The organism is Rubrivirga aquatilis (assembly GCF_046845665.1).
Lineage (GTDB): Bacteria > Bacteroidota > Rhodothermia > Rhodothermales > Rubricoccaceae > Rubrivirga.
In genome coordinates, this window is the sequence record NZ_CP177355.1 from 3,487,115 (window position 1) to 3,507,232 (window position 20,118).

General features: G+C 72.3%; 19 protein-coding genes. 8 read left to right on the forward strand and 11 right to left on the reverse strand.

The genetic code is table 11. The annotated features are described in order from the left end of the window. Window positions 1-120: 120 nt before the first annotated feature. Window positions 121-804, forward strand: coding sequence for a TIGR00730 family Rossman fold protein (locus tag ACLII4_RS15410; protein WP_412070573.1), 684 nt, complete (start codon window positions 121-123; stop codon window positions 802-804). A 115-nt stretch (window positions 805-919) separates the two neighbouring features. Here the strand turns inward: ACLII4_RS15410 and ACLII4_RS15415 are convergent, their stop codons facing one another. From ACLII4_RS15415 to purD, 6 genes are all read right to left on the reverse strand, one after another. Continuing rightward, window positions 920-2,143 (reverse strand): Na/Pi symporter, encoded by a 1,224-nt coding sequence (locus tag ACLII4_RS15415; RefSeq protein ID WP_412068289.1) that lies wholly within the window; start codon window positions 2,141-2,143, stop codon window positions 920-922. Window positions 2,144-2,203: 60 nt separating this feature from the next. Beyond that, window positions 2,204-2,860 (reverse strand): PhoU domain-containing protein, encoded by a 657-nt coding sequence (locus tag ACLII4_RS15420; RefSeq protein WP_412068290.1) that lies wholly within the window; start codon window positions 2,858-2,860, stop codon window positions 2,204-2,206. A 14-nt stretch (window positions 2,861-2,874) separates the two neighbouring features. Beyond that, window positions 2,875-3,849: a porin gene (locus tag ACLII4_RS15425; protein ID WP_412068291.1), complete on the reverse strand. Its 975-nt coding sequence runs from the start codon at window positions 3,847-3,849 to the stop codon at window positions 2,875-2,877. Between the two features lie 225 nt (window positions 3,850-4,074). Continuing rightward, window positions 4,075-7,596 (reverse strand): hypothetical protein, encoded by a 3,522-nt coding sequence (locus ACLII4_RS15430; protein WP_412068292.1) that lies wholly within the window; start codon window positions 7,594-7,596, stop codon window positions 4,075-4,077. 436 nt (window positions 7,597-8,032) lie between these two features. Further along, entirely contained in the window at window positions 8,033-8,998 is a 966-nt protein-coding gene (locus ACLII4_RS15435; RefSeq protein WP_412068293.1) for a hypothetical protein, read from the reverse strand. A 20-nt stretch (window positions 8,999-9,018) separates the two neighbouring features. Beyond that, on the reverse strand, window positions 9,019-10,293 hold the full coding sequence (purD, locus tag ACLII4_RS15440) for a phosphoribosylamine--glycine ligase (protein ID WP_412068294.1): 1,275 nt from the start codon (window positions 10,291-10,293) through the stop codon (window positions 9,019-9,021). A gap of 66 nt (window positions 10,294-10,359) precedes the next feature. Here purD and ACLII4_RS15445 point away from each other — a divergent pair, with 66 nt between their 5' ends. The 6 genes from ACLII4_RS15445 to ACLII4_RS15470 all read left to right on the forward strand — a co-directional run bounded on the left by ACLII4_RS15445 (window position 10,360) and on the right by ACLII4_RS15470 (window position 16,483). Next, the gene (locus ACLII4_RS15445; protein ID WP_412068295.1) at window positions 10,360-11,670 is read left to right on the forward strand and encodes a hypothetical protein; all 1,311 of its coding nucleotides are present in this window, start codon (window positions 10,360-10,362) and stop codon (window positions 11,668-11,670) included. A 129-nt stretch (window positions 11,671-11,799) separates the two neighbouring features. Further along, window positions 11,800-12,774, forward strand: coding sequence for a lysylphosphatidylglycerol synthase transmembrane domain-containing protein (locus tag ACLII4_RS15450; RefSeq protein WP_412068296.1), 975 nt, complete (start codon window positions 11,800-11,802; stop codon window positions 12,772-12,774). Continuing rightward, window positions 12,771-13,994, forward strand: coding sequence for a glycosyltransferase (locus tag ACLII4_RS15455; protein WP_412068297.1), 1,224 nt, complete (start codon window positions 12,771-12,773; stop codon window positions 13,992-13,994). Before ACLII4_RS15450 ends, ACLII4_RS15455 begins: the two co-directional genes overlap by 4 nt. A 53-nt stretch (window positions 13,995-14,047) precedes the next feature. Beyond that, window positions 14,048-14,680 (forward strand): polysaccharide deacetylase family protein, encoded by a 633-nt coding sequence (locus ACLII4_RS15460; protein WP_412068298.1) that lies wholly within the window; start codon window positions 14,048-14,050, stop codon window positions 14,678-14,680. After that, window positions 14,677-15,780 (forward strand): glycosyltransferase, encoded by a 1,104-nt coding sequence (locus ACLII4_RS15465; RefSeq protein ID WP_412068299.1) that lies wholly within the window; start codon window positions 14,677-14,679, stop codon window positions 15,778-15,780. The genes ACLII4_RS15460 and ACLII4_RS15465 overlap by 4 nt, the downstream gene beginning before the upstream one ends. 175 nt (window positions 15,781-15,955) lie before the next feature. Beyond that, on the forward strand, window positions 15,956-16,483 hold the full coding sequence (locus ACLII4_RS15470) for a hypothetical protein (protein WP_412068300.1): 528 nt from the start codon (window positions 15,956-15,958) through the stop codon (window positions 16,481-16,483). Here the strand turns inward: ACLII4_RS15470 and ACLII4_RS15475 are convergent. After that, entirely contained in the window at window positions 16,480-16,986 is a 507-nt protein-coding gene (locus tag ACLII4_RS15475) for a gluconokinase (RefSeq protein ID WP_412068301.1), read from the reverse strand. The genes ACLII4_RS15470 and ACLII4_RS15475 overlap by 4 nt on opposite strands. A gap of 53 nt (window positions 16,987-17,039) precedes the next feature. Here ACLII4_RS15475 and ACLII4_RS15480 point away from each other — a divergent pair, with 53 nt between their 5' ends. Next, window positions 17,040-17,306 (forward strand): hypothetical protein, encoded by a 267-nt coding sequence (locus ACLII4_RS15480; RefSeq protein ID WP_412068302.1) that lies wholly within the window; start codon window positions 17,040-17,042, stop codon window positions 17,304-17,306. 79 nt (window positions 17,307-17,385) lie between these two features. Here ACLII4_RS15480 and ACLII4_RS15485 read toward each other — a convergent pair whose 3' ends face one another. The 4 genes from ACLII4_RS15485 to ACLII4_RS15500 form a co-directional block, all read right to left on the reverse strand. Further along, window positions 17,386-17,634, reverse strand: a complete 249-nt coding sequence (locus ACLII4_RS15485) for a hypothetical protein (RefSeq protein ID WP_412068303.1) — start codon at window positions 17,632-17,634, stop codon at window positions 17,386-17,388. Window positions 17,635-17,699: 65 nt separating this feature from the next. After that, entirely contained in the window at window positions 17,700-19,196 is a 1,497-nt protein-coding gene (locus tag ACLII4_RS15490) for a flotillin family protein (RefSeq protein WP_412068304.1), read from the reverse strand. Between the two features lie 62 nt (window positions 19,197-19,258). Further along, complete coding sequence (locus ACLII4_RS15495) at window positions 19,259-19,840, reverse strand: protease (RefSeq protein ID WP_412068305.1); 582 nt, start codon at window positions 19,838-19,840, stop codon at window positions 19,259-19,261. 146 nt (window positions 19,841-19,986) lie between these two features. Further along, window positions 19,987-20,109 carry a hypothetical protein gene (locus ACLII4_RS15500; protein ID WP_412068306.1) on the reverse strand — a complete coding sequence of 41 codons (123 nt, stop codon included), beginning with the start codon at window positions 20,107-20,109 and terminating at the stop codon, window positions 19,987-19,989. Between the last annotated feature and the right edge of the window lie 9 nt (window positions 20,110-20,118).

Sequence of the window (20,118 nt, forward strand, 5' to 3'; positions counted from 1 at the left end):
GGCGCTAGCTTCGCGGCCCCCGATGCTTCGGCGTCGGGGGCCGCGTTTGGTTTCCCCTGTTCCCCCGCCGACATGTCCGAGCTCACCCGCACCGACACGCCCTTCGAGGCCGACCGCCAGATGTCGCCCATCGAGATGGCGCGGTGGCAGAACGAGCGCATCAAGGACACGTGGCGCATTTTCCGGGTGATGAGCGAGTTTGTCGAGGGCTTCGAGCGGCTGGGCTCGATGGGGCCGAGCGTATCGGTCTTCGGCTCGGCCCGGACGCCCCAGGACCACCCGTACTACGCGCTCGGCGTCGCCGTCGGCAAGGAGCTCGCCGACCGCGGGTACGCCGTCATCACCGGCGGCGGGCCGGGCATCATGCAGGCCGCGAACGAGGGGGCGCACCGCGCGGGCGGCGTCTCGGTCGGGCTCAACATCGCGCTCCCCCACGAGCAGCACGTCAACCCCTACGTCGACGCGCCCCACAACCTGACCTTCGAGTTCTTCTTTGTCCGCAAGACGATGTTCGTCAAGTACGCCCAGGGCTACATCGTGCTGCCGGGCGGGTTCGGGACGATGGACGAGCTGTTCGAGAGCCTGACGCTTATCCAGACCAAGAAGACGGCCCGCTTCCCCGTCGTGCTGATGGGTGCGACCTACTGGGCCGGGCTCATCACTTGGATCCGCGAGACGCTGCTCGACGGCGGCTACATCTCGCCCGAGGACCCCGACCTCTTCGTGGTCACCGACGACCCGGCCGAGGCGGTCGACGTGATCGACCGGTTCTGCGCCGAGGCCGGCATCGCGCCGAACTTCTAGGCGACCGGCCATTGAGGACAGGCCCGAACGCAGGCCGCCCCGCCGACGGCTCGCGTCAGCGGGGCGGGTGGAGCCGGGGGCCGCCCCCGAGCCCTGATGGCCGGTGGCCGGTCGCCTAGAGGATGAACTCCAGCGCGAGCGGGAGCAGGTAGAACAGGCCCAGGATGTAGGCGATGGCGTAGAGCCGGTTCTTGAACGCCAGCTCGCCGACGAACTCGGCCATCCGAATCGGGATCTCGCGGATGAACGGGATCGGGTACACGATCAGGATGCCGAACACATTGAACAGCGTGTGGCACAGCGCAATCGTCAGCCCCGCCAGCGCGGCCTCCTCGCCGCCCGAGATCGCCACGGCGGCCGCGAACAGGCCGGTCGCCGTCGTGCCCACGTTCGAGCCCAGCATGTACGGGAACACCTTCCGGACGCTCAGCACGCCCGCCCCGACGAGCGGGATCACCAGGCTCGTCGTGACGGACGACGACTGGACGAGGAACGTGAGCACCATCCCGAAGAGCATGGCCATCATCGGGTTGCCGAAGACGTACTTGTCGAGCGCGCCCTCCGACCGCCCGAGCACGAGCGACTTCAGCACGACGACGAGGTAGCGGAGGGCCGTGAACAGCAACGCGATGCCGACGAACGCCATGACCCAGGCGTTGTCGGCCAGGACGGTCTCCCCGATCCACTTGGCGAGCTGGTCGAAGGGCGTCTTGCCCATCCCGCCGGACTCGACGCCCGGGATGGCGTTCGCGAGCGCGATGGCCGGCGTCGAGATGACGCCGAAGAACAGCTCGAGGGGCAGCAGGATGGCGACGGCGATCCAGTTGAAGAAGTCGTGGACGGTCGCCCCGGCCATGGCGCGGCGGAACTCGTCGGGCCGCGTGATGTGGCCCATCGAGACGATCGTGTTGGTGACCGTCGTGCCGATGTTCGCCCCCATGATGACGGGAATCGCGTTCGCCACCCCGAGTGTGCCGGTCGCCACGAGCCCGACGACGATCGAGGTCGTGGTCGACGACGACTGCACGAGGCTCGTCGCCAGGATGCCCAGGATGAGGCCCAAGAGCGGGCTGGCGGTGGCGTCCGCGAGCAGGCCCTCGAGATCGAAGGAGCCCTTCCCGAGCCCCTTGATGCCGTCGCCCATCAGTTCGAGCGCGAGCACGAACAGGCTCATGATGGCGACGAGCAGGACCAGCCGCACCCACAGGGGCTGCTTGCCGGGCGTGCTGGGGTCGCCGTCGAGGTCGTCCGGGGTGATGGGCGGGAGGCCGGTCCGCGCGTCGAGGTGCTCGTCGCGGGCGGGCAGGGCGCCCGGGAGGGCGTCGTCGGTCGTGGGCATGGGGAGTCGGTGAGTCGGTGAGGCGGGCGGTCCGTGGGCCGAGGCCCGGGAGACACCGGCTCAGTCCCAGGAGGGCGAGTTGCGGACCTGGTCGAAGGGCAGGGCGACGGCCGAGACGATGTTGGACAGGTGCGACGAAGTCCGCCCGATCATTCGGGCGCCGACCGCCAAGACGACGGCCTCGTTCGAGGTCACGTCGTCGGCGCTCGCGATCTCCTGCAGGAAGACGGCGACGTCCTTCTTGGTCTGGTCGTGCTCCTCCATGATGGTCCGGCCGACGCCGGCGTCGCCGACGATGAATGAGCGGCGGACGCGGGGGAACGTGGCCTGGACGCGGTCGCGGATGGGCCGGAGCGCGTCGACGTGGCGGCCCATGCGGGGGGCGGCGGCGAGGTCAGAGATCTTGGCGATGTTCTTGGCGAGGTCGCCGCAGCGCTCGGCGTCCTGCACGATCGAGACGAGCAGCAGGCTGAACGAGGTCTCGACCTTGGGGTCGGAGACCATGTGCTCGAGGACGGCCCGGCGCACCGACGTCTCGCCCGCGTTGATGGTCTCGTCCATGGCCGACAGGTCGACGTGGAGGGCCTCGTTGTCGAGCAGGCAGTTGGTGGCCGCGGCGAACATGGTGTCGGCCGTGTCGAGCATGGCCCCGAGGTCTTCGAGGGCGCGGTCGACGAGGGGCGGGCGCGAGCCCGTGAGGAAGCTGAAGAAGTTCATCGGTGCGGGGAGAGTTAGAAGCGGATGTCGACGGTGACGCGGCCCAACACCTCGGCGTCGCCGCCCTCGGGGCGCTCGACGATGACGTTGGGCATGAGCTGGACGGACGGCGCGAGCCGCTGGGCGAGCGCCACCAAAACGTAGTGCTCGTTGACGCCGGAGCGGCTGGCGTCGGCGTCGAGCAGGTCGTAGCGGGCGATGACAGTGGTCCGGGGGGCAACGGCGAGAGCACCGAACACGCTCAGTCCGATGCCCGTTTCAATGTCGAGGCCCGCCGCCTCGGGGTTCGCGACGATGTAGGCGAGTTCGATGCCGCCGCGGGCGCGATCGGTGACGGCGCCGACGAACGCCGAGGTCCGCGTGGTCGCCTGGGCGATGGCGTCGTCGGAGTCGGACTCGGAGTAGTCGGCGCTGAGCGTGGCGCGGAGCGGGGAGCCGGCGGGGAGGTACGCGAGCTGGCCGTAGACGCGCTTGCCCTGGGCGCCGGGGGCTTCGCGCTGGACGCCGTTGCCGTTCGCGACCATCGCCGCGTACCGGAGCCCGGCGCCGCCGAGCGGACCGTCGGCGCGGAGGCCGAAGTCGCGCGACTCGCGCAGGCGCGCCCGGTCGAGCAGCGTCCTGTCGAGGCTGCGGTAGTTCCAGACCGACTCGGCGACCTCGAAGACTGGCGGCGGCTGGACGCCCAGCGTCGCCCGGTGGCCGGTCTCGGCGTACCGCCAGCGGACCCAGGCGTCCTTCACGAACGGCGACGGGCGGCCCTGCGCCGTCGTCGAGCCCGTCGTGGCCTCCAACCGGACGCGGGCGTCGAAGGCGTCGTCGAGAGCCACGTCGGCGGTGAGGTAGATGCGGCGGTAGTCGAACGAGTTGTCGCCGACCGCGTCGGCGTCGGCCGACGCCAGCAGGTAGCGGTAGTCGAGGTAGGCCAGGCCGCTCCAGTCGACGGTGGGCTGGGCGAAGGCGGAGGTCGCCGAGAGGGCCAGTGCCGTCACGCACAGGGCCCGGGCGGCTCGTTGCAGAGTCACGAAGGAGTGGGGGTAGTGGTCCGCCCGCGGTGCGGGGTGGGAATCGGACATCCGCCGGCGAAGATGGGCGGTGCCTGTTACGACAGTGTTACCGACTGGTGGAGGGCCCGCTGAGACGGGCCTCCACGCTCGGTCGCGCGTCCCTCAGACTCCGGCCGGTGCGCGTCTCCCCCGAGGTCCCGGGGAGCCAGGCTACAGCGCCGCCGACAATTGGACGCGAACCGTCTGGATGACGCGGCTTCCGGCGGGCGCCCGGCCGTCGTAGACGAGCGAGCCGCGGACGCGCTCGGTGAGGCCGACTTGGGCGTCGAGGCCCCAGATGGCGGAGACGCCGGGGCCGCGGCCGTCGGTGAGCTCGAACAGCGACAGCCCGCCGCCCTCGGCGCCGCGCAGCGACACGCTCGACCCCTCGACGCGCGCAGCCGCCGTAAACCGGCCCGACCGCGTCCACCGGGCTTCCAGGGGCACGCGGGCGACGAACGCACCGGTCGGACGGCCCGGCCCGGCGAGGGCGTCTGTGCGATTCGCCAGCGTCGGCGCGACGGACAGCTCGACGCGCGGCGACGGCGCCCACCGGACCGAGCCCTCGACGCCGACGCTCCGGAGGTCGAATGTCCGGCTGGCGAACGCCTCGCTCAACGTGCGGCGGCGGCTGGCGACGGCCGCGAGGCGGGCGTCGAGCGCCGGCGCGAGCGGGGCGAACGCCTCGGCGCGGGCCGTCTGAACCAAGCGCCGCTCCAGCCCGACCGCCAGCCGCGCCGTCGACTGCGCGTGCGACACGGCGAGCCGTCCACCCCGGTCGGCGAGGTCCGGGAACAGGATCACGTCCTGGTCGACGCGGAAGCGGCCGTCGACCGTCCCGGCGTCGAGGTCGGGCTGCTGCAGGACGGCGGGATCGAGCAGGAGCACGCGGAGCACGTCGCGCTCGCGCGTGGTCTCGCGCACGTCGACGACGGTTCGCAGGGCCACGGCGCGGAGCACGGACGCGAGCGCGCCGTCGCCCGTCGCGAGGCGGCCCGGGCGGGCATCGAGGCGGAGGCCCAGGCCCACGCCGACCGTCGGGACGAGGTCGGTGCCGGGCACGAACGTGCGGAGGTAGGTGCCCTCGAGCGGCGTCGTCTCGGGGAAGAACTCGTCGAGCTGGGCAACGCCATCCGGTTCTCCCGCACGGGGTTCGCCCTCGCCGTCTCGCCAGACATACTCGCCCAGGTCCTGCCCGACGCGGACGAACGTCTCCTGCAGGATCGGCGCGCGTTCGGTGAGCGCGTCGTAGACGATCCGGCCGTCGAGGGCGCCCCCTCCGACCGACCCGCGCGAGGCGAGGCGCAAGGCGACCGACTCGGCGTCGGACCGCCCCTGCTCGCGGAAGGGGTCGGTGTAGCGCTTGCGGCGGTAGCCGAGCCGGCCCTCAGTCTGGACCGTGCCACCGACTGCGCGGCCCGAGGCCTCGACGGTCAGCGCCGTCGCGGCGTCGGCGAAGCTCTCTCCCCCACCGGGCGCCAGCGGCTCGGACTCGCGGCGGAGTTCGACGAAGGCTTGCGCGTCGGATCCGCCAGAGGCCACACCGAGGCCGGGGCGGACAGCCAAGAACGAGTAGGAGGCCGACAAGAGCGAGTCATGAGGGAAGACGCCCGACTGGCTGCGGCGCTCGTGTTCGACACCGAGGCTGGGGCGGAACGCGCCGACCGTGACCGCGCCGACGGTCTGCACGCGGCGGAAGGCGCCGGTGCCGATCTGGCTCGCGATCGGCCCGTCGCCCGAGGTCTCGGTCGCGGCCCCTTCGAGCGCCAGCGACCGCCGCTCGTCGCCGATGGTGGCCGTGAGCGCGGCGCGCGACGCGGTGAGGTCCGCCAGCGCCAGCCGGCCCGCGTGCGCCTCGGCCGTGACGCCGTCTCTCGCCCACGCCAGCACGCCTTCCGTCGTCGACTCGCCGAGCGTGTCGAGGGCGCTCCCGAAGGGCGTCCCGCCGCGCGCCAGGTTCCAGCGACGGTTGAAGTCGACGCCCCGAACGCGGTCGAGCGGACGGAAGTCGTCGGCGCGCTGGCGCACGGCGAGCTGGCCGGTGAGCGCGCCGCCCCCGAGGGGGACGGCTGCCAGCCGCAAGCCGGTCTCGAAGGCGCCCGCGCCGTCGTCCCCATCGCCCAAGTCGGACAACGTGTTGCCGTCGTCGACGGAGCGCGCGATCTCGCCGAACGCCTCCACCCCGGGGACGAGGGTGACGGCCCCGCGCGCGTCGACGAGCGTGCGAGACGCGGGGCGCGGCAGGATGCGGAACGGCACAGAGTCGCCCCGGCCCGGCCCGACGTACTCGTACAGGATGCCGTTGAGCGCGGCGCCGCCCCGGCGGTAGTCGCCCTGCCCGGCGCCGACGCGCGAGAAGCGGACGCGGAAGACCTCGGCGTCGCCGGGGCGGGCGGGGACGAAAATGGAAACCGGCTGCCCGGCCTCCGTCGTGTCGCGCCGCGTGTAGAGCACGAACGGGCTCTCGGCGTCGAACGGGACGGCTTGCTCGCCGGGGACGAGAACGGGCGCATCGCCGGCGGCGCGAATCAAGTCGAGTTCGGCGTCGCCCAGGCCGAGGTCGGCCGCGCTGCCGATGGCGTCGGCCTCCCGGTAGACGCGGACCCCGACGGAGCCGCGCGCCTCTTCCCCCCTCCCCAACTCCAGATCCACGCCCGACGCCACAAGCGTTTGCGTGAACCCGCCGGAGGAGTACTCGAAGTCGACGGTGATGCGCCGCTCGGCGGTGATGAGGTGGGCCGGGGTAAAGGTGATCTCGCCGGTGCCGTAGTCGACGGTGTAGTCAGCGCTGGCGCCTCGCGCGAGCAGGCGGCCGTCCAGAAAGACGCGCTCGCTGCCGGGCACGACGATGACGAATGCCTGCCCGGCCTCGCCCTCCAGTCGGTACGGGCCCTGCACGCCCTCGGCAGGCACGAGGTCCTGGCTCCGAAACCGTCCGCGTGTGGCGCTGGCGGAGCCCAACACGCGCCCTCCCCGCACGAATCCGGCCGCTGGGATTCGGGTCTCGACGACGGCGCCCTGCACCTGGCGCGCGAGCGGGGCGAAGGCGGTTCCGGGGAGCGCGAGGTCGACGTCGCCCAGGCGCGCGCGTACGCCCGGCCCGTCGACCTCGACGTAGACGCGGTCGAGGTCGCTGAGCTGGCGCGTCGTCCCCTCGGGCAAGATCGGCGTGTCCTCGTCGGTGAGCGCGGCGCGGAGCGCGACGCCCGGCGCCACCTCGCCTTCGAGCGACAGGCGGAGCGCGGAGGTGACGGACACGTCGCGGTTCGACCCGGCGACCACGCCGCGCGTGATGGACCCGGACGTGCGGATCGCGGGTGGCGGGCGCGTGCTCGGCGGCGCCCGGCGCCGGCCGGTCGTGTCGGGCGCGTACAGCGCACGCAGCGAGTCGACGGACGGGATCTGCGCGCGGACGGGCCCGACGACGGGCGCGGCTCGGTACGCGATCGCGATGTAGCGGACGGAGTCGGATGGCGCCAGCTCCAGCCGCCCCGTCCCGTCGAGCGTGTAGTCGCCGGGCGCGAGCGGGACGAACACGGAGTCGCGGAAGAGCGCGACGGTCTCGGTCCCGACGATGGGCCGGGCGCTCAAGAGGGCGGCTCGCTGGCCGGGCCCGAGCGCGAGCGTGTCGCGGCGGACCTGGGCGGCAGGCGCGGCGGCGCCGACGAGTAGGAGGACGAGCAGGACCCTCATCGGGGGGGCAAGCCGGGGTGGCGGGGTCGCGGTGCTCGGGGGCGTCGTCGGGGCGGGAGCGGCAACCTAGCGCCGCTGGCGGAGTGGGGCGGGTCACTCCGGGGTGGGATGAGACGGCACGTGGCCGCGGTGGGTGCCCGCCTCGTGAGGCTGGGAGGGGGTGTCGAAGCGCATCGAGATCGCGTCGGGGTGCACTCCGGTGCCTTCGGGACGCACTCCGGGAGCAGGGTGCTCGGCAGACCCCTCGCTCGGACGCGCCGGTTGAGCGCCAGTCCTGAATCGCTGGCGGTGTGCCCCCAAGCTGTTCCCCTTGGCAAGGGGGGACAGTCCGCGCGGCGTCGTGCCGCTCAGGCGGCGTCGCCCCATGGCTGGCGCCAGACATCCTACGCGCCGCGCGGACGGGGGGTCTGCCGAGCGCCATTCCTTCAAGCCCTTGCTAGCGCAGCGGGGTCGCGAGCCGGCCCACCTCGCTGGCGGCGGGCCCGTCGAAGGCGGTGGCGGAGAGGAGCAGCGCCCGCCCTCGCCACACGACGGCACCCCGGACGGTGCCGAGAGCGCCAGCCTCCGTCCGAGCGACGATCTCTCCCCCGACCGTGAGCACCGCCGCGTCCGTGCCGACGACCAGCAGACCGCTCCGGCCGACACTCACGCCCACGATCCGCCCGAGGCCGGGTGCGGGCACGAAGGCGCCCGCCGACCCAAAGGCGTCGAAGGGCTGGACGCCGCCGCGCCCGGCATCGGCGACCCACAACGTGCCGTCGTCGGCGAGGGAGAGGGCGACGGGATCCCCCAGGGTGCCCGCGCCCAAGACGCGCTCGACGGTGCCCTCGTTGCTGAGGCGCAGGACGTGCCCGCGCCCGCCGTCGATCACGAAGACGGTGCCGTCGGAGGCGGCGGCGACGGCCATGGGCTGGCCGCGCGTAGTCTCGCGCCCAAAGTCGCCGGCGGGCTGGCGGGCGGATGCGCCGTCGAGGTCGGGGACGACGAGCGCGCCCGCGCGTCGGCCCTGGGCGGTGAACTGGACGACGAGCCCGGCGGCGCGGTCGGCGACGTAGATCGCCTGGCCATTCGTGGGATCCACGCCGACGGGGTCGAGGAAAGCCTGGTCGCCGGTGCCAACGCCGCCTAGGCGCTGGACGACCGCGCCGTCGCGGATCGCGAGCACGGTCCCGTCGGCGCCCTCGACCACCCAGAGTGTGCCGTCGGGCGTAACGGCGAGCGCGCGGGCGTCGCGGAACGGCTGGCCGGGGGCGGAGGGCGGGCCGGTGCAGGCGCCCAAGACGAGCGCCAGCCCGGTCGCAAGCGCGAGCAGTCCAGCAGCGCGCCCGTTCGCCCCCCTCCCACCCTCCCCCCGCTGGGGGGCGGGGAATCGATTCCGACTCCCCGCGGGCGCCGAGGCCACAGGCTCGCGCGGTCGCGCCCTCATCGCGCCAGCCCCTTCTGGCCGATGTCGCGGCGCAGCGTCTTGCCGTCGAAGGCGATCTCGTCGGCGCCCGCGTAGGCGGTGTCGAGCGCGGCCTGCAGGGTGTCGCCGATGCCGGTGATGCCCAACACCCGGCCGCCGGCGGTGACGACGTTGCCCTCGGGCGAGCGAGCGGTGCCCGCGTGGTAGACCGTCGCGTGCTCGGCCGCGCGGTCGAGCCCCGTGATCGTCTTGCCGGACTCGTAGCCAGCGGGGTACCCCGCCGACGCCAGCACGACGCAGGCCGCGGCGCGGCCGTCGACCTCGACGGCCGCCTCCGCCAGCCGATCGGTCGCGAGCGCCTCGAAGAGGTCGAGCGGGTCCGACGCCAGCAGGGGCAGCAGGACCTGCGCCTCGGGGTCGCCAAAGCGGCAGTTGAACTCGACCACGCTGGGGGCGCCGTCGTCGATCATGAGCCCGACGTACAGGATCCCCCGGTACGGATTCCCCTCGGCGCGCATCCCGTCGAGGACGGGCCGGACGACCTCGGCCTCCACACGTCGGCGGACGGCGTCCGTTACGACCGGCGCGGGGGCGTAGGCGCCCATGCCGCCCGTGTTGGGGCCGGTGTCCCCCTCGCCGATGCGCTTGTGGTCCTGGGCCGCCGGGAGCAAGACGTAGTCCGTACCGTCGGTGAGCACGAAGAGCGACGCCTCCTCGCCCGTGAGGAACGCCTCCACCAAGACCGTCGCGCCAGCGGTACCGAAGGCGCCGCCTTCCAACATCTCGGCGAGCGCGCCGAGCGCGTCGGCGCGCGTCTCGGCCACGACGACGCCCTTGCCGGCCGCCAACCCGTCGGCCTTGAGGACGACCGGGAGCGGGTGGTTCTCGACGTAGGCGCGGGCCTCGTCGAGCGCGCCCAGGCCGAACGTGCGGCTGGCCGCGGTGGGGACGCCCCAGCGCTCCATGGCCGACTTTGCAAAGGCCTTCGAGCCCTCCAGCCGCGCCGCCGCTCGCGACGGCCCAACCACGGGCACGTCGGCCTCGATGAGCCGGTCCGCCAGCCCGGCGACGAGCGGGATCTCGGGCCCGACGACGACCAGGTCGACCGAGGCCTCGGCGACGAGCGCCAGCAGGCCGTCGAGGTCGTCGGCGGCGACGGCCACGTTTTCGGCGTGCGCGGCCGTGCCGGGGTTGCCGGGGGCGCAGAGCAGGCGGGGGCGGCGCGGGCTCCGGGCAAGGGCGGCGACGAGCGCGTGCTCGCGGCCGCCGCCACCGACGACGAGGACGGTCATGGATGCGGGGGGCGTGGAGCGAAAAGATACCGGGCGCGTACACTCCGCCCCTCTCCCCCCCGGCCCGTGCTCACCTTTCTCGCCCTCGCACTCTTTCTCCAACAGCCTGTCCCCGCCGACACGACCGACACGCCTACGGAGACCGACACGGTCGAGGCGCTCGACGAGGCCTCGGACGTGGCCGCGGTGCTCCAGCCGGAGCCGGGCTACACCGAGGACGAGGAGCGCGGCCCGGGCATCCGCTTCCGCCCGCGCATCGCGCCGTCGGCGCTGTACTCGTCGAACCGCGGGTTCGGGATCGGCGGCGGCGTCGGGATCACCAACCTGGGGTGGACGGGCACGGACATGACGGTGGACCTGCGGCTTCAGCAGCGGTACCAGGGCGCCAACGTCACCTTCTTCACCGACGACCCCTACGAGTCAACGGTCCACGGGCTGGTCAGCCTCGGCGGGTCGACGACGGAGCGGCGGCGGTACTTCGGGCTCGGGCCCAACACCGTGCCCGAGAGCGAGATCAACCTGTTCCACGACGCGGCGCAGGCGGAGGCGCGGCTGGGGATGTACCCGCTCGGCAACACGGCGCTCTACGTCCAGCCCGGCGTCCGGCTCCTCTACGACTACTCGGGCGGAGTGAACCCCGACGCCGGGGCGGGGACGCTGGCGGGGCTGGACGCGAAGTCGCGCGAGGCCGTCGACGTGGCGGCAGGGCAGGACCGCTACGGGGCGTCGTTCGGGATCGAGCTGGCGACCGACTTGCGCGACTGGCCGTCGTACCCCCGGCGCGGGACGTTCGCGACGTTCGAGCACCGCCGGTTCTTCGCGCTCGACGACTCCGAGCTGACGCTCGCGCGGTACGCGGCCTCGGCCATCGGGTACCTCCCCATCCGGGGCCGGACCACGGTCATCGTCCGCGGCGTCGGCATCTTCACGCGGAGCGGCGACGCCGACGGCGACGGCGTCGACGACCCGATCCCGTTCTACTACCTCCCGACGCTCGACAGCCGCGTGGCGACGGCGTTCCGGCAGGACCGGCTGGCGGGGCGCGACGTGCTGGCGGTCGGCGCGGGCATCCGGGCGCCGATCATCGACGTGCTCGGCATCTACGGCCTCGACATGCTGGTGATGGGCTACCTCGGCAACGCCTACGACAACGTGTTCGAGCAGTTCACGACGCGCATCTCGTTCCAAGAGGGCTCGTTCCTGGACGAGACCGGCGCCGCGCTCCGCCCCTCGCTGGCGTTGGGCATGGGGATCGTCAACCTCGACAAGGAGCGCGTCGTCGTCGGGGGCCTCGTCGGGCTGGGCCCCGGCGGGGTGACCGTCGCCACGCTCCGGATCGCCTACGACTTGCGCGACGCCCGACCGCTGTTTCGGTAACGGGATTGGGGGTCCCGCTGGGAGACTCCTGCTTCTGACTAGAACTCCGCCGTGGCTCCCTCCTTCGCCCATACTGAACCGCGAGTGCGGAACGAAGCAGGCTAGATTGGCGCGTCCCCCCCGTCGCCCGTGCCCTTTCCGCAAGCTCCTCGCTGGTTGTTCGTCCTGAAGGGCGTGCTGGCGCTGGTGGCCGTCGGCACGCTGGTGTGGCTGGCGGACCCGTCGGCCGTCGCGGCGGCGCTGGCGCACGCGAATGTGGGCTGGATGCTGGCGGCGCTGGCGCTGGTGCCCGTCAACATCGGGCTGGAGGCGTACCGCTGGGGGCGCCTCGTGCGGCGGCTGGCGCCGGACGTCCGCCACCGCGACGTGCTCCGTGCCGTCGTCGGCTCGTACCCGCTCGGCCTGCTGACGCCGGGCCGGATCGGCGACTACGTGGGCCGGGCGGTGTACCTCCGCGACATCCCGCCGGGCGCCTCGGCCGCGCTCACGTTCGGCGAGCGGATGGCGACGCTCGCGGCGTGCCTGGTCGGCGGGCTCGTCGCGCTCGGGCCGTACCTCCGCGCCGAGGTTGCGCCGTCACCGCTGTGGTCGGCCGTTCTGGCCGTCGGGCTGGCGGCGACCGCCGGGCTCATCGGACTCATCCTCTTCCCGTCGCTGGCGCGGTCCGTAGTCTCGACCCTGGTGCCGTTCGCCCCCATCCGACGCGCGGCCGAGGCGTTCGGGCAGATCCCGCAAGAGGAGGGCGCAATGCTGCTGGGGCTGTCGGCCGTGCGCTACGTCGTGTTCTCGGGCCAGTTCGTGCTGCTGGCGCACGCGCTCGCGCCGTCGGCGCCGGTGGCCGGGCTGTGGGCGGGCGTGGCGCTGGTCTTCTTCGCCAAGAGCGCCATTCCACAGGTGACGTTGGGTGACTTGGGCGTGCGCGAGGGCGCGGCCGTGTTCTTCCTCGGCAGCTACGGCGTCGCCCCGGCCGCCGCGCTCGACGCCTCGCTGGCGCTGTTCGCGCTGAACCTGCTGCTGCCCGCCATCGTCGGCGCGCCGTTCTTGGTTCAACTCCAGCTCCGCCGGTCGGCGGACCGGACCGCGCAGGCGGAGGTGTCGGCATGATCCCGACGATCTTCGGCGCGCTCCTGCTGGTGTTCGGCGTCGTCTACGTCATCCAGCTCGGGTCGTGGGCGCGCGGGTTCGCCCGAGAGGCCGCCCGCACCGACGCGCTCGCGCCGCTCGCGGAGGGCGCGCTCCCCACCATCACCGTCGTCGTCGCGGCCCGCGACGAGGAGGACACCATCGGCCCCTGCGTCGACTCGATCTTGGCGACGGACTACCCGGCGGGCAAGCTCGAGGTCATCGTCGTAGACGACGACAGCGCCGACGCCACGGCGGCCGTCGTCCGCCAGCGGATGACGGCGCGCCACGCGCTCGCGGCGGCCGGCGACGAGCTCCACCCTGACGAGTGGGACGAGGCCGAGGGCGGCGGGCGGCTCCGGCTCATCCACATCCCCGAGGACCGCCGCCGCGACCGGGCCCACAAAAAGGCCGCCATAGAGAAGGCCGTCGCGCACGCGCGCGGCGAGCTGATCCTGACGACGGACGCCGACTGCATCGTGGCCCCGGGCTGGCCGCGCGCGCTGGCGGCGCAGTTCGAGGGCCCCGAGATCGCCTTCGTCTCTGGCCCCGTCGCCTACACCGTCCGGCCGACCGACGGCCTGTTCGTCAAGCTTCAGGCGATGGACTTTTTCGGCGTCATGGCGTGCGGCGCGGGCGCCATCGGGTGCGGGCGCCCCCACCTCGCGAACGGTGCCAACGTCGGCTACCGGCGCGAGACGTTCGAGGCGCTCGGCGGCTTCTCGGGCATCGACCACGTCACGAGCGGCGACGACGAGCTGCTGATGCAGAAAATCGCGTACACGACCCCGCTCGACATCCGCTTCTGCGCCGACCCGGGCGCCATCGTGACGACCGAGCCGGTGCGGACGGTCAAGGCTTTCGTCCACCAGCGCAAGCGGTGGGCCTCGAAAAGTCTCAATTACCGGCCGTCGCTCCAGCGGATGATCCTGACCATCGGCACGTTCTACTTTTTGATCACGGCGGCGTACCTCGCGGTGTGGGTGTGGCCCGCGCTGGTGCCGGTCCTGCTGGCGGGGCTGGGGCTGAAGGCGCTCGGAGACCTGTCGGTGATGGCCCCGGCCGCCCGCCGCTTTGGCCGGATGCGCCTGCTGTGGGTGTACCCACTCCACCTCCTCCTCCACTCGCCGCACTCGCTGATGGTGGGCATCTTGGGCCCGCTCGGCGGCTTCGAGTGGAAAGGGCGCGAGCTGGACCAGTGACGCCAGACGAAGGGAGCCCGGGGCTCCGGTCCCTCGGCACGCTGGCCACGCGGGTGCGCGATTCCGTTGCGCCCCGGGTACTGGGGCCCCTCATCGGCGGGATGGTGCGCGGACCGGATCGCGTCGGCGGCCACCCGGCCCTGTACCTGACGGTCGACGACGGGCCGGATTCTGAGGGCACACCGCGCTGGTTGAACACCCTCGCGCGGCACGACGCCCGGGCCGTGTTTTTCCTTTCGGCCCCGAATGCGGAGGCGCACCCCGACCTGGTGGCCGCCATCCTCGACGCGGGCCACCGCATCGGCAATCACGGCGACGCCCATCTCAGCGCGTGGCGGGCCCCGCGAGCCGTCGTGGAGGGGCTGGCGCGCGCCGAGCGCGTGCTGGAGGAATTGACCAGCGGGCCCGTCCGCGACGTTCGCCCGCCGTACGGGCGCGTGACGCCGGGCGCACTCCGCTGGGCGCAGACGCGGCGGCTCGTCCTGTGGGACACGATGCCCGGCGACTTCCTACCTTCCCGGAGCCCCGAGCGGCTCGCGACCGAGTTGCTGACGCTCGCGCGGCCCGGCTCGATCGTCGTCTTTCACGACGGCTCGCCGACCCCGCGCGCGACGGCCGCGCTCGACCTCGCCCTGCCCCGCCTCGCCGCTGCCGGCTGGCGGTTTCCCGCCCTGCCCGCTCCATGACCGTCGCCCTCGCCCTCGTCTTCGGGGGCTACGTCGTGTTCGTGCTCGCGGCGGCGGTGCAGGTCTGGCGCCAGCCGACCCCGCCCCTCTTGGCCGACGACGCGCTCCCCGAGGCCGTCGTGGTGATCGCGGCCCGCAACGAGGAGGCCACCATCGAGAGGTGCCTCCGGGCCGTGCTCGCCCAGGACTACCCCGCCGACAAGCTGACGATCGTCGTCGCCGACGACCATTCGAGCGACGGCACCGCGACTGTCGTCCAGTCCGTCGCGGCGACCGAGCCCTCGGTCCGCTACCTCCGCGTCCCCGACCCCGAGGGCCCGCTCAGGGGCAAGGCGCAGGCGCTCCACGTGGCCATCGCGGCAACTGAGGCCCCGATGATCTTGATCACCGACGCCGACTGCGCCCCGGTCGAGACCTGGGCGCGAGCGCTGGTGAGCCAGCTCTGCGAGCCGGATCGCCACACGGGCATCGCGTGCGGCCTGGCCCGCGTCGCCGTCCGCCCCGACCGCTGGTTCGACCACGTCCAGGCGCTCGACTGGGAGTTGCTGCTGGGGCTGATGAGCGCCGTCGCAGAATCGGGCGCGCCGGCCGGCGGGATGGGCAACGACATGGCCGTCAGCCGGGCCGCGTACGAGTCCACGGGGGGCTACCCCGCCCTCCCCTTTTCGGTCACCGAGGACTACGCGCTCATCCAGGCGGTCGCCGCGGCCGGCTGGGAGGTTCGGTTCCCCATCGACGCACGGTCGGTGGTCTGGTCGCACCCGGTCGATGGCCCCCGGGCGATGTTCGAGCAGCGCCGCCGCTGGGCGCGGGGCGGCGTGGGCGACCCCTGGGTCGTCGTCGTCTACGCGCTGGCGTTCGCCGTCCACGCCCTCTTGGTGGTCGGGGTCGTCGTGGCACCGCTGGCCGGGCTTGCGGCGCTAGCGGCGAGGACGGCCGCCGACGGGGTCGGGCTGGCGGCAATCCGCCATCGCGTTGGGGGGCGGGTGGGCCTGCTGCCGCTCGCGGCCACCACGCTGTTCATGGTCGGCTATCTCGTCACGTTGCCCTTCGTGCTCGCGCTCCGTCCCAAGATCGGATGGAAGGGGCGCCGCCATTAGCACAGTTAGGCGCGAGGACCCGAGCACCCGCCCGTGGTGGTACTGTGGCGAGGGATGGGCCTAGCCAACGGCTCAATCGTAACGGCCCGCCGTCTCCAGGGAAACCCACGGGGAACAGCACTCTAGGTCACACCTTTTCCCTATTCTCCCTCAACGAACGTCCCTCTCCCCAGCCATGCCCCGTGCCAAAGGCGTCATTCGCATCGACTCCGACTCGACCCACGGCTGGCAGGTCCGCGTCTATCGCGACGGGAAGACATACTCCCGGCTGTTCTCGGACAAGAAGTGCGGGGGACGGGAAAAGGCCTTCGACGCGGCGAAGGCGTACCGAGCCACGCTCGTCGAGGAGGTGGCTGAGTTGCCGGCCGCACCGCGCCGCCGCCGCCTGATCCGCCGCAACCGCAACAACTCGTCGGGCGTGGTCGGCGTGTCGCGGACGTTCAAGCAGGACCGGCGGGGCGTGCGGCACGAGGTCTACGCGGTCTCGTGGAACCCCGAGCCGGGGGTCGCGCGTGGGACGTCGTTCTCCATCAAGCGCTACGGCGAGGACACCGCGTTCCGGCTGGCGTGCCAGCTGCGCTGGGAGAAGATGAAGGAGATCTACGGCGACCGTTACGAGGTCGAGAGCTACCTCGACCTGTACCGTCAGAAAGCCGCCGTCGACGCGCGCGCGGAGCGTCGACGACTCCAGACGCAGGACTAAGCATCGCCGCCGAGCGCGAGCCGGGCGATCACGTGGTCGACGAGAGCCGCGATGGGCAGGGACCCGTCGAGGCGACCGGAAGCGGGGGGCTCGAACGTGGCGAGTTGGCTGGGCAGAAGGTCGGGACCGGCAACGTGCCCCTCACGGCTGCGCAGGCGATGCGCCAGCTCTACGGTCGGCACGTCGAGCCAGAAGGCCGCTACATCGGGGCGGTCGGCGCCGAGGGTGTCGCGGTAGCGTTGCCTGAGCGCAGAGCACGCCAGCACCGTCGGCGGCCCCTCCGTCGCCCAGCGGTCGACGAGCGCCGCCAGCCGCGCCAGCCACGGCGCGCGGTCGTCGTCCGTCAAGCCTTCGCCCCGCGACATCTTCGCCAGCGACGCGGGGCTGTGGTAGTCGTCGGCGTCCTCGAACGTCCAACCGAGGGCGCCTGCCAGCGCCGCACCGAGGGCACTCTTCCCGGAGGCAGAGACGCCCATCAGCAGGACGACACGGGGCGCGGGCATGGCTCGGGGCGGGGTGCCGCGTTCGTACTCTCCCCTCCCGCCCCCCGATCCTGATGGAGACCCGCCGCATCGTCCGCCTCGTTCTGTTCGCCGCGCTTGCGCTCGTCGTCGGCTTCGTGCTGATGGACGTGCTCGGGCTCCGGGCCTCCGACACGAGCGTGATCTCGCCGAAGGGCTACGTCGCCATCTCGCACGGCAGCCACAGCCACTACGTGCCGAACGGGTGGAGCGGCGAGCCCAACATCTCGTCGTTTCCGACGAGCGCGCCGCCGCCCGGCATGACGGTCGGGCCCAACGGCCAAATCGTCCCGGCGGAGTAGCTCGCTCGATGGAGAGCGCGGAGAAGGCTCGACGCCCATCCGTCTCCGGGTGCGCACACACGTCCGCGTGTCGGCACGCTCACCCGATAGCGAGCGCGACCACCAGCGCAGCGACGAGCGCCAGCGCCCCGATCACGACCGCGAGCCCGACACAGTCCCCTTCGCGCGCCCGAGGCGAGCCGACGTTGAGCCGCTGGCGGGCCCGCTCGCGAGCGCCCGGCTTCACCGCTGGCGTTCCGCCGTCGCGATCAGTCCACGCCGTCGGCCGCGAGCGCTTGAGCCGCGCCGACGGCTTGACGAACGATCGCTTAAAGGGGACGAAGCGCATGCGCCAAGAAAACGCCCCGCCGACGGACCAGCCGTCGGCGGGGCGCGACACTCAGAACGTGCGGGCTACTCGGCGTCGCCAGCGGGCTCGACGAGGGCGGGCGGGGCGCCATCGCCAGCCGGAGCCTGCGTGGCGACGGGTGCGGCGGTCAGGCGACGGGCGAGCGCCTGGAGGTCGACGCCCGCGATGCCCTTGATGAGCTCCGGCGTGGTCGACATGAGCTGGGCGACCGTGTTGGACAGGCGCCCGGCGCCTTCACCCGAGCCCGTGTCGACGACCGTGAGGCGGTCGATGGAGGCCATCGGCGAGGCGATCTCGCGGGCCAGCTCGGGCATCATCTTCGCGAGCAGGTCCAGCACGGCGGCCTCGCCAAATTTGTCGAACGCCTCGGCGAGCTTTTCCTTGGCCTCGGCCTCGGCGAAGCCCTGCTCGCGCGTGACCTCGGCGAGCGCCAGGCCCTCGGCGCGCGCGCCCTCGGCGCGGGCCTTGGCCTCGGCCTCGATTTCGAACTGCCGCGCCTCCGCCTTGCGGATCTGGCGCACCTTGTCGGCCTCGGCGGCCTGCTCGACGGCGTAGCGGTCGGCGTCGGCCTTCTTCTTGACTTCGGAGTCGTACTGCTTCTCGCGGCGCTCGATCTCGAGCTTCTCCAGGTCCACCTCGCGCTGCTTGCGGACAAGCTCGACTTGCATCTGCTCCTCGACAACGGCGCGCTGCGAGGTCGCCTCCTGGACGGAGTACGCGAGGTCGGCGGCGGCCTTGGCCGTGTCCTCGTCCTTTTTGAATGCGGCCACCTTGAGCTCGCGGTCGCGCGTGGCCTCGGCCACGTTCGTGTCTCGGACGAGCTCGGCCTTCTGGCCCTCCTCGTCGGCGTTGGCCTTCTTGATGCGGCTGTCGCGCGTGGCCTCGGCCTCGGCAATGTCGGCGTCACGCTTGATGGCAGCGATGCGCGGGCGGCCGAGCGCTTCGAGGTACCCGTTCTTGTCGCGGACGTCCTTGATGGTGAAGCTCACGATCTGGAGCCCCATCTTCTTGAGGTCGCGCGCGGCGACCGACTGGACCTCCTGGGCAAACTTGTCGCGGTTGCGGTAGACCTCCTCGACGGTCAGCGTGCCCAGGATGGCGCGGAGGTGGCCTTCCAAGACCTCGCGAGCCTCGGCCTGAAGCGCCTCGTCAGGCTTGCCGAGGTATTGTTCGGTCGCGGTCGCGACGTCCTCCACAGACGAGCCGACCTTGATGACGGCCACGCCGTCGGTCATGACCGGGACGCCTTCGGCGGTATAGACCTCGGGCGTGGACACGTCGAGCTTGTGCGACAGGAGCGACATGTACTCCTTCTGCTGCACAATCGGCACGATGAAGGCGCCGCCGCCGCGGATGATCTTGACGCGTCGACCGCTGTCGTCGGTGAGCACGTTCTTGCTGCCGAGCGCGGCGCCGGTGATGATCATGGCCTCGTCGGGCGAGACCGTTTTGTACCGGCTCGCGACGAGCACGACGAGCGCTACGAAGGCGACAGCGACGAGCACGGCGATGGTGCCGGAGAGTCCGAGGAGTTCGATCATGGGTCGGTCGAGGAGAGTGAAACGGAAGAGTCGAGTCGGGCACCGTGACGGCTCGCGGCGATCTATCGGGTCTGCAGGCGGGCGGGTGGCGCGGGCGGCACAACGAGGTCCTCACGGTCGAGCGGGGCCACCCTGAGGATGCCCTCTCGGTCGACTTCGACGACGACGACAGCCGTCCCCGTCGGGATGGGGTCCCCGGAGAACGAGGCGGCCGTCTGGAATGTGGTGCTGGCGCCCATACGGACGACGACCTCGCCGAACCCGTCCTCCGGAACGCCCGTCGTCAGCTCGCCCGTCTTGCCGGAGTACTCGCGGACCGAGAAGCCGGTCGAGTTCTCGCTCGCCTTCATCGGCTTGACGTACACGACGTGGAGCGCGACGGCCGCGACGATGCCAATGACAGACGCGAACGTGATCTCGGGGGTCGTCCCGAGGGTCGCGTAGGCGTCGAGAAGGAGGCCGGCACCTCCGAAGAGCGTCACGCCGAACACGGCGGACAGCGGGTCGAAGGCGCCTCCGAGATCGAGCGACTCCAGTGCCCCATCGAGCGCGTCCATCGCGGCTTCGAGCACATCGCCGAGGAAGACGAGGAGCACAGACACCGAGACGCCCCCGAGCAAGCAGTACCAATAGATCGTCGTCATGTCGGCGTGGTGGGCGAGAACCTGCTACGGGCCGGCGCCCGCCCGGTTACGCTGCCGACCCACCGCCTGAACGTACGACGCCCCGCCGCGACGGTCGGGTCGCAAGCGGGGCCGATGCCGATTCCCCCCTACGGGAAGCTCGTCGGCTAGTTGTAGATCGAGTCGAGCAGCGAGGGGATCTTCGCGGACGTGGTCTTGGCCAGAAAGACGGACGAGGCCAAGCATGCGACACCGAGGACGGCGAGCAGTCCGAGACGGGCAGGGGTCATGGTCGGGGG

Excerpts from the sequence above, each read along its gene's own strand:
- ACLII4_RS15410 (WP_412070573.1), top strand. The coding sequence starts at position 121 with ATGTCGCCCATCGAGATGGCGCGGTGGCAGAACGAGCGCATCAAGGAC.
- ACLII4_RS15415 (WP_412068289.1), bottom strand. The coding sequence starts at position 2,143 with ATGCCCACGACCGACGACGCCCTCCCGGGCGCCCTGCCCGCCCGCGAC.
- ACLII4_RS15420 (WP_412068290.1), bottom strand. The coding sequence starts at position 2,860 with ATGAACTTCTTCAGCTTCCTCACGGGCTCGCGCCCGCCCCTCGTCGAC.
- ACLII4_RS15430 (WP_412068292.1), bottom strand. The coding sequence starts at position 7,596 with ATGAGGGTCCTGCTCGTCCTCCTACTCGTCGGCGCCGCCGCGCCTGCC.
- purD (WP_412068294.1), bottom strand. The coding sequence starts at position 10,293 with ATGACCGTCCTCGTCGTCGGTGGCGGCGGCCGCGAGCACGCGCTCGTC.
- ACLII4_RS15455 (WP_412068297.1), top strand. The coding sequence starts at position 12,771 with ATGATCCCGACGATCTTCGGCGCGCTCCTGCTGGTGTTCGGCGTCGTC.
- ACLII4_RS15465 (WP_412068299.1), top strand. The coding sequence starts at position 14,677 with ATGACCGTCGCCCTCGCCCTCGTCTTCGGGGGCTACGTCGTGTTCGTG.
- ACLII4_RS15470 (WP_412068300.1), top strand. The coding sequence starts at position 15,956 with ATGCCCCGTGCCAAAGGCGTCATTCGCATCGACTCCGACTCGACCCAC.
- ACLII4_RS15475 (WP_412068301.1), bottom strand. The coding sequence starts at position 16,986 with ATGCCCGCGCCCCGTGTCGTCCTGCTGATGGGCGTCTCTGCCTCCGGG.
- ACLII4_RS15480 (WP_412068302.1), top strand. The coding sequence starts at position 17,040 with ATGGAGACCCGCCGCATCGTCCGCCTCGTTCTGTTCGCCGCGCTTGCG.
- ACLII4_RS15485 (WP_412068303.1), bottom strand. The coding sequence starts at position 17,634 with ATGCGCTTCGTCCCCTTTAAGCGATCGTTCGTCAAGCCGTCGGCGCGG.
- ACLII4_RS15490 (WP_412068304.1), bottom strand. The coding sequence starts at position 19,196 with ATGATCGAACTCCTCGGACTCTCCGGCACCATCGCCGTGCTCGTCGCT.
- ACLII4_RS15495 (WP_412068305.1), bottom strand. The coding sequence starts at position 19,840 with ATGACGACGATCTATTGGTACTGCTTGCTCGGGGGCGTCTCGGTGTCT.
- ACLII4_RS15500 (WP_412068306.1), bottom strand. The coding sequence starts at position 20,109 with ATGACCCCTGCCCGTCTCGGACTGCTCGCCGTCCTCGGTGTCGCATGC.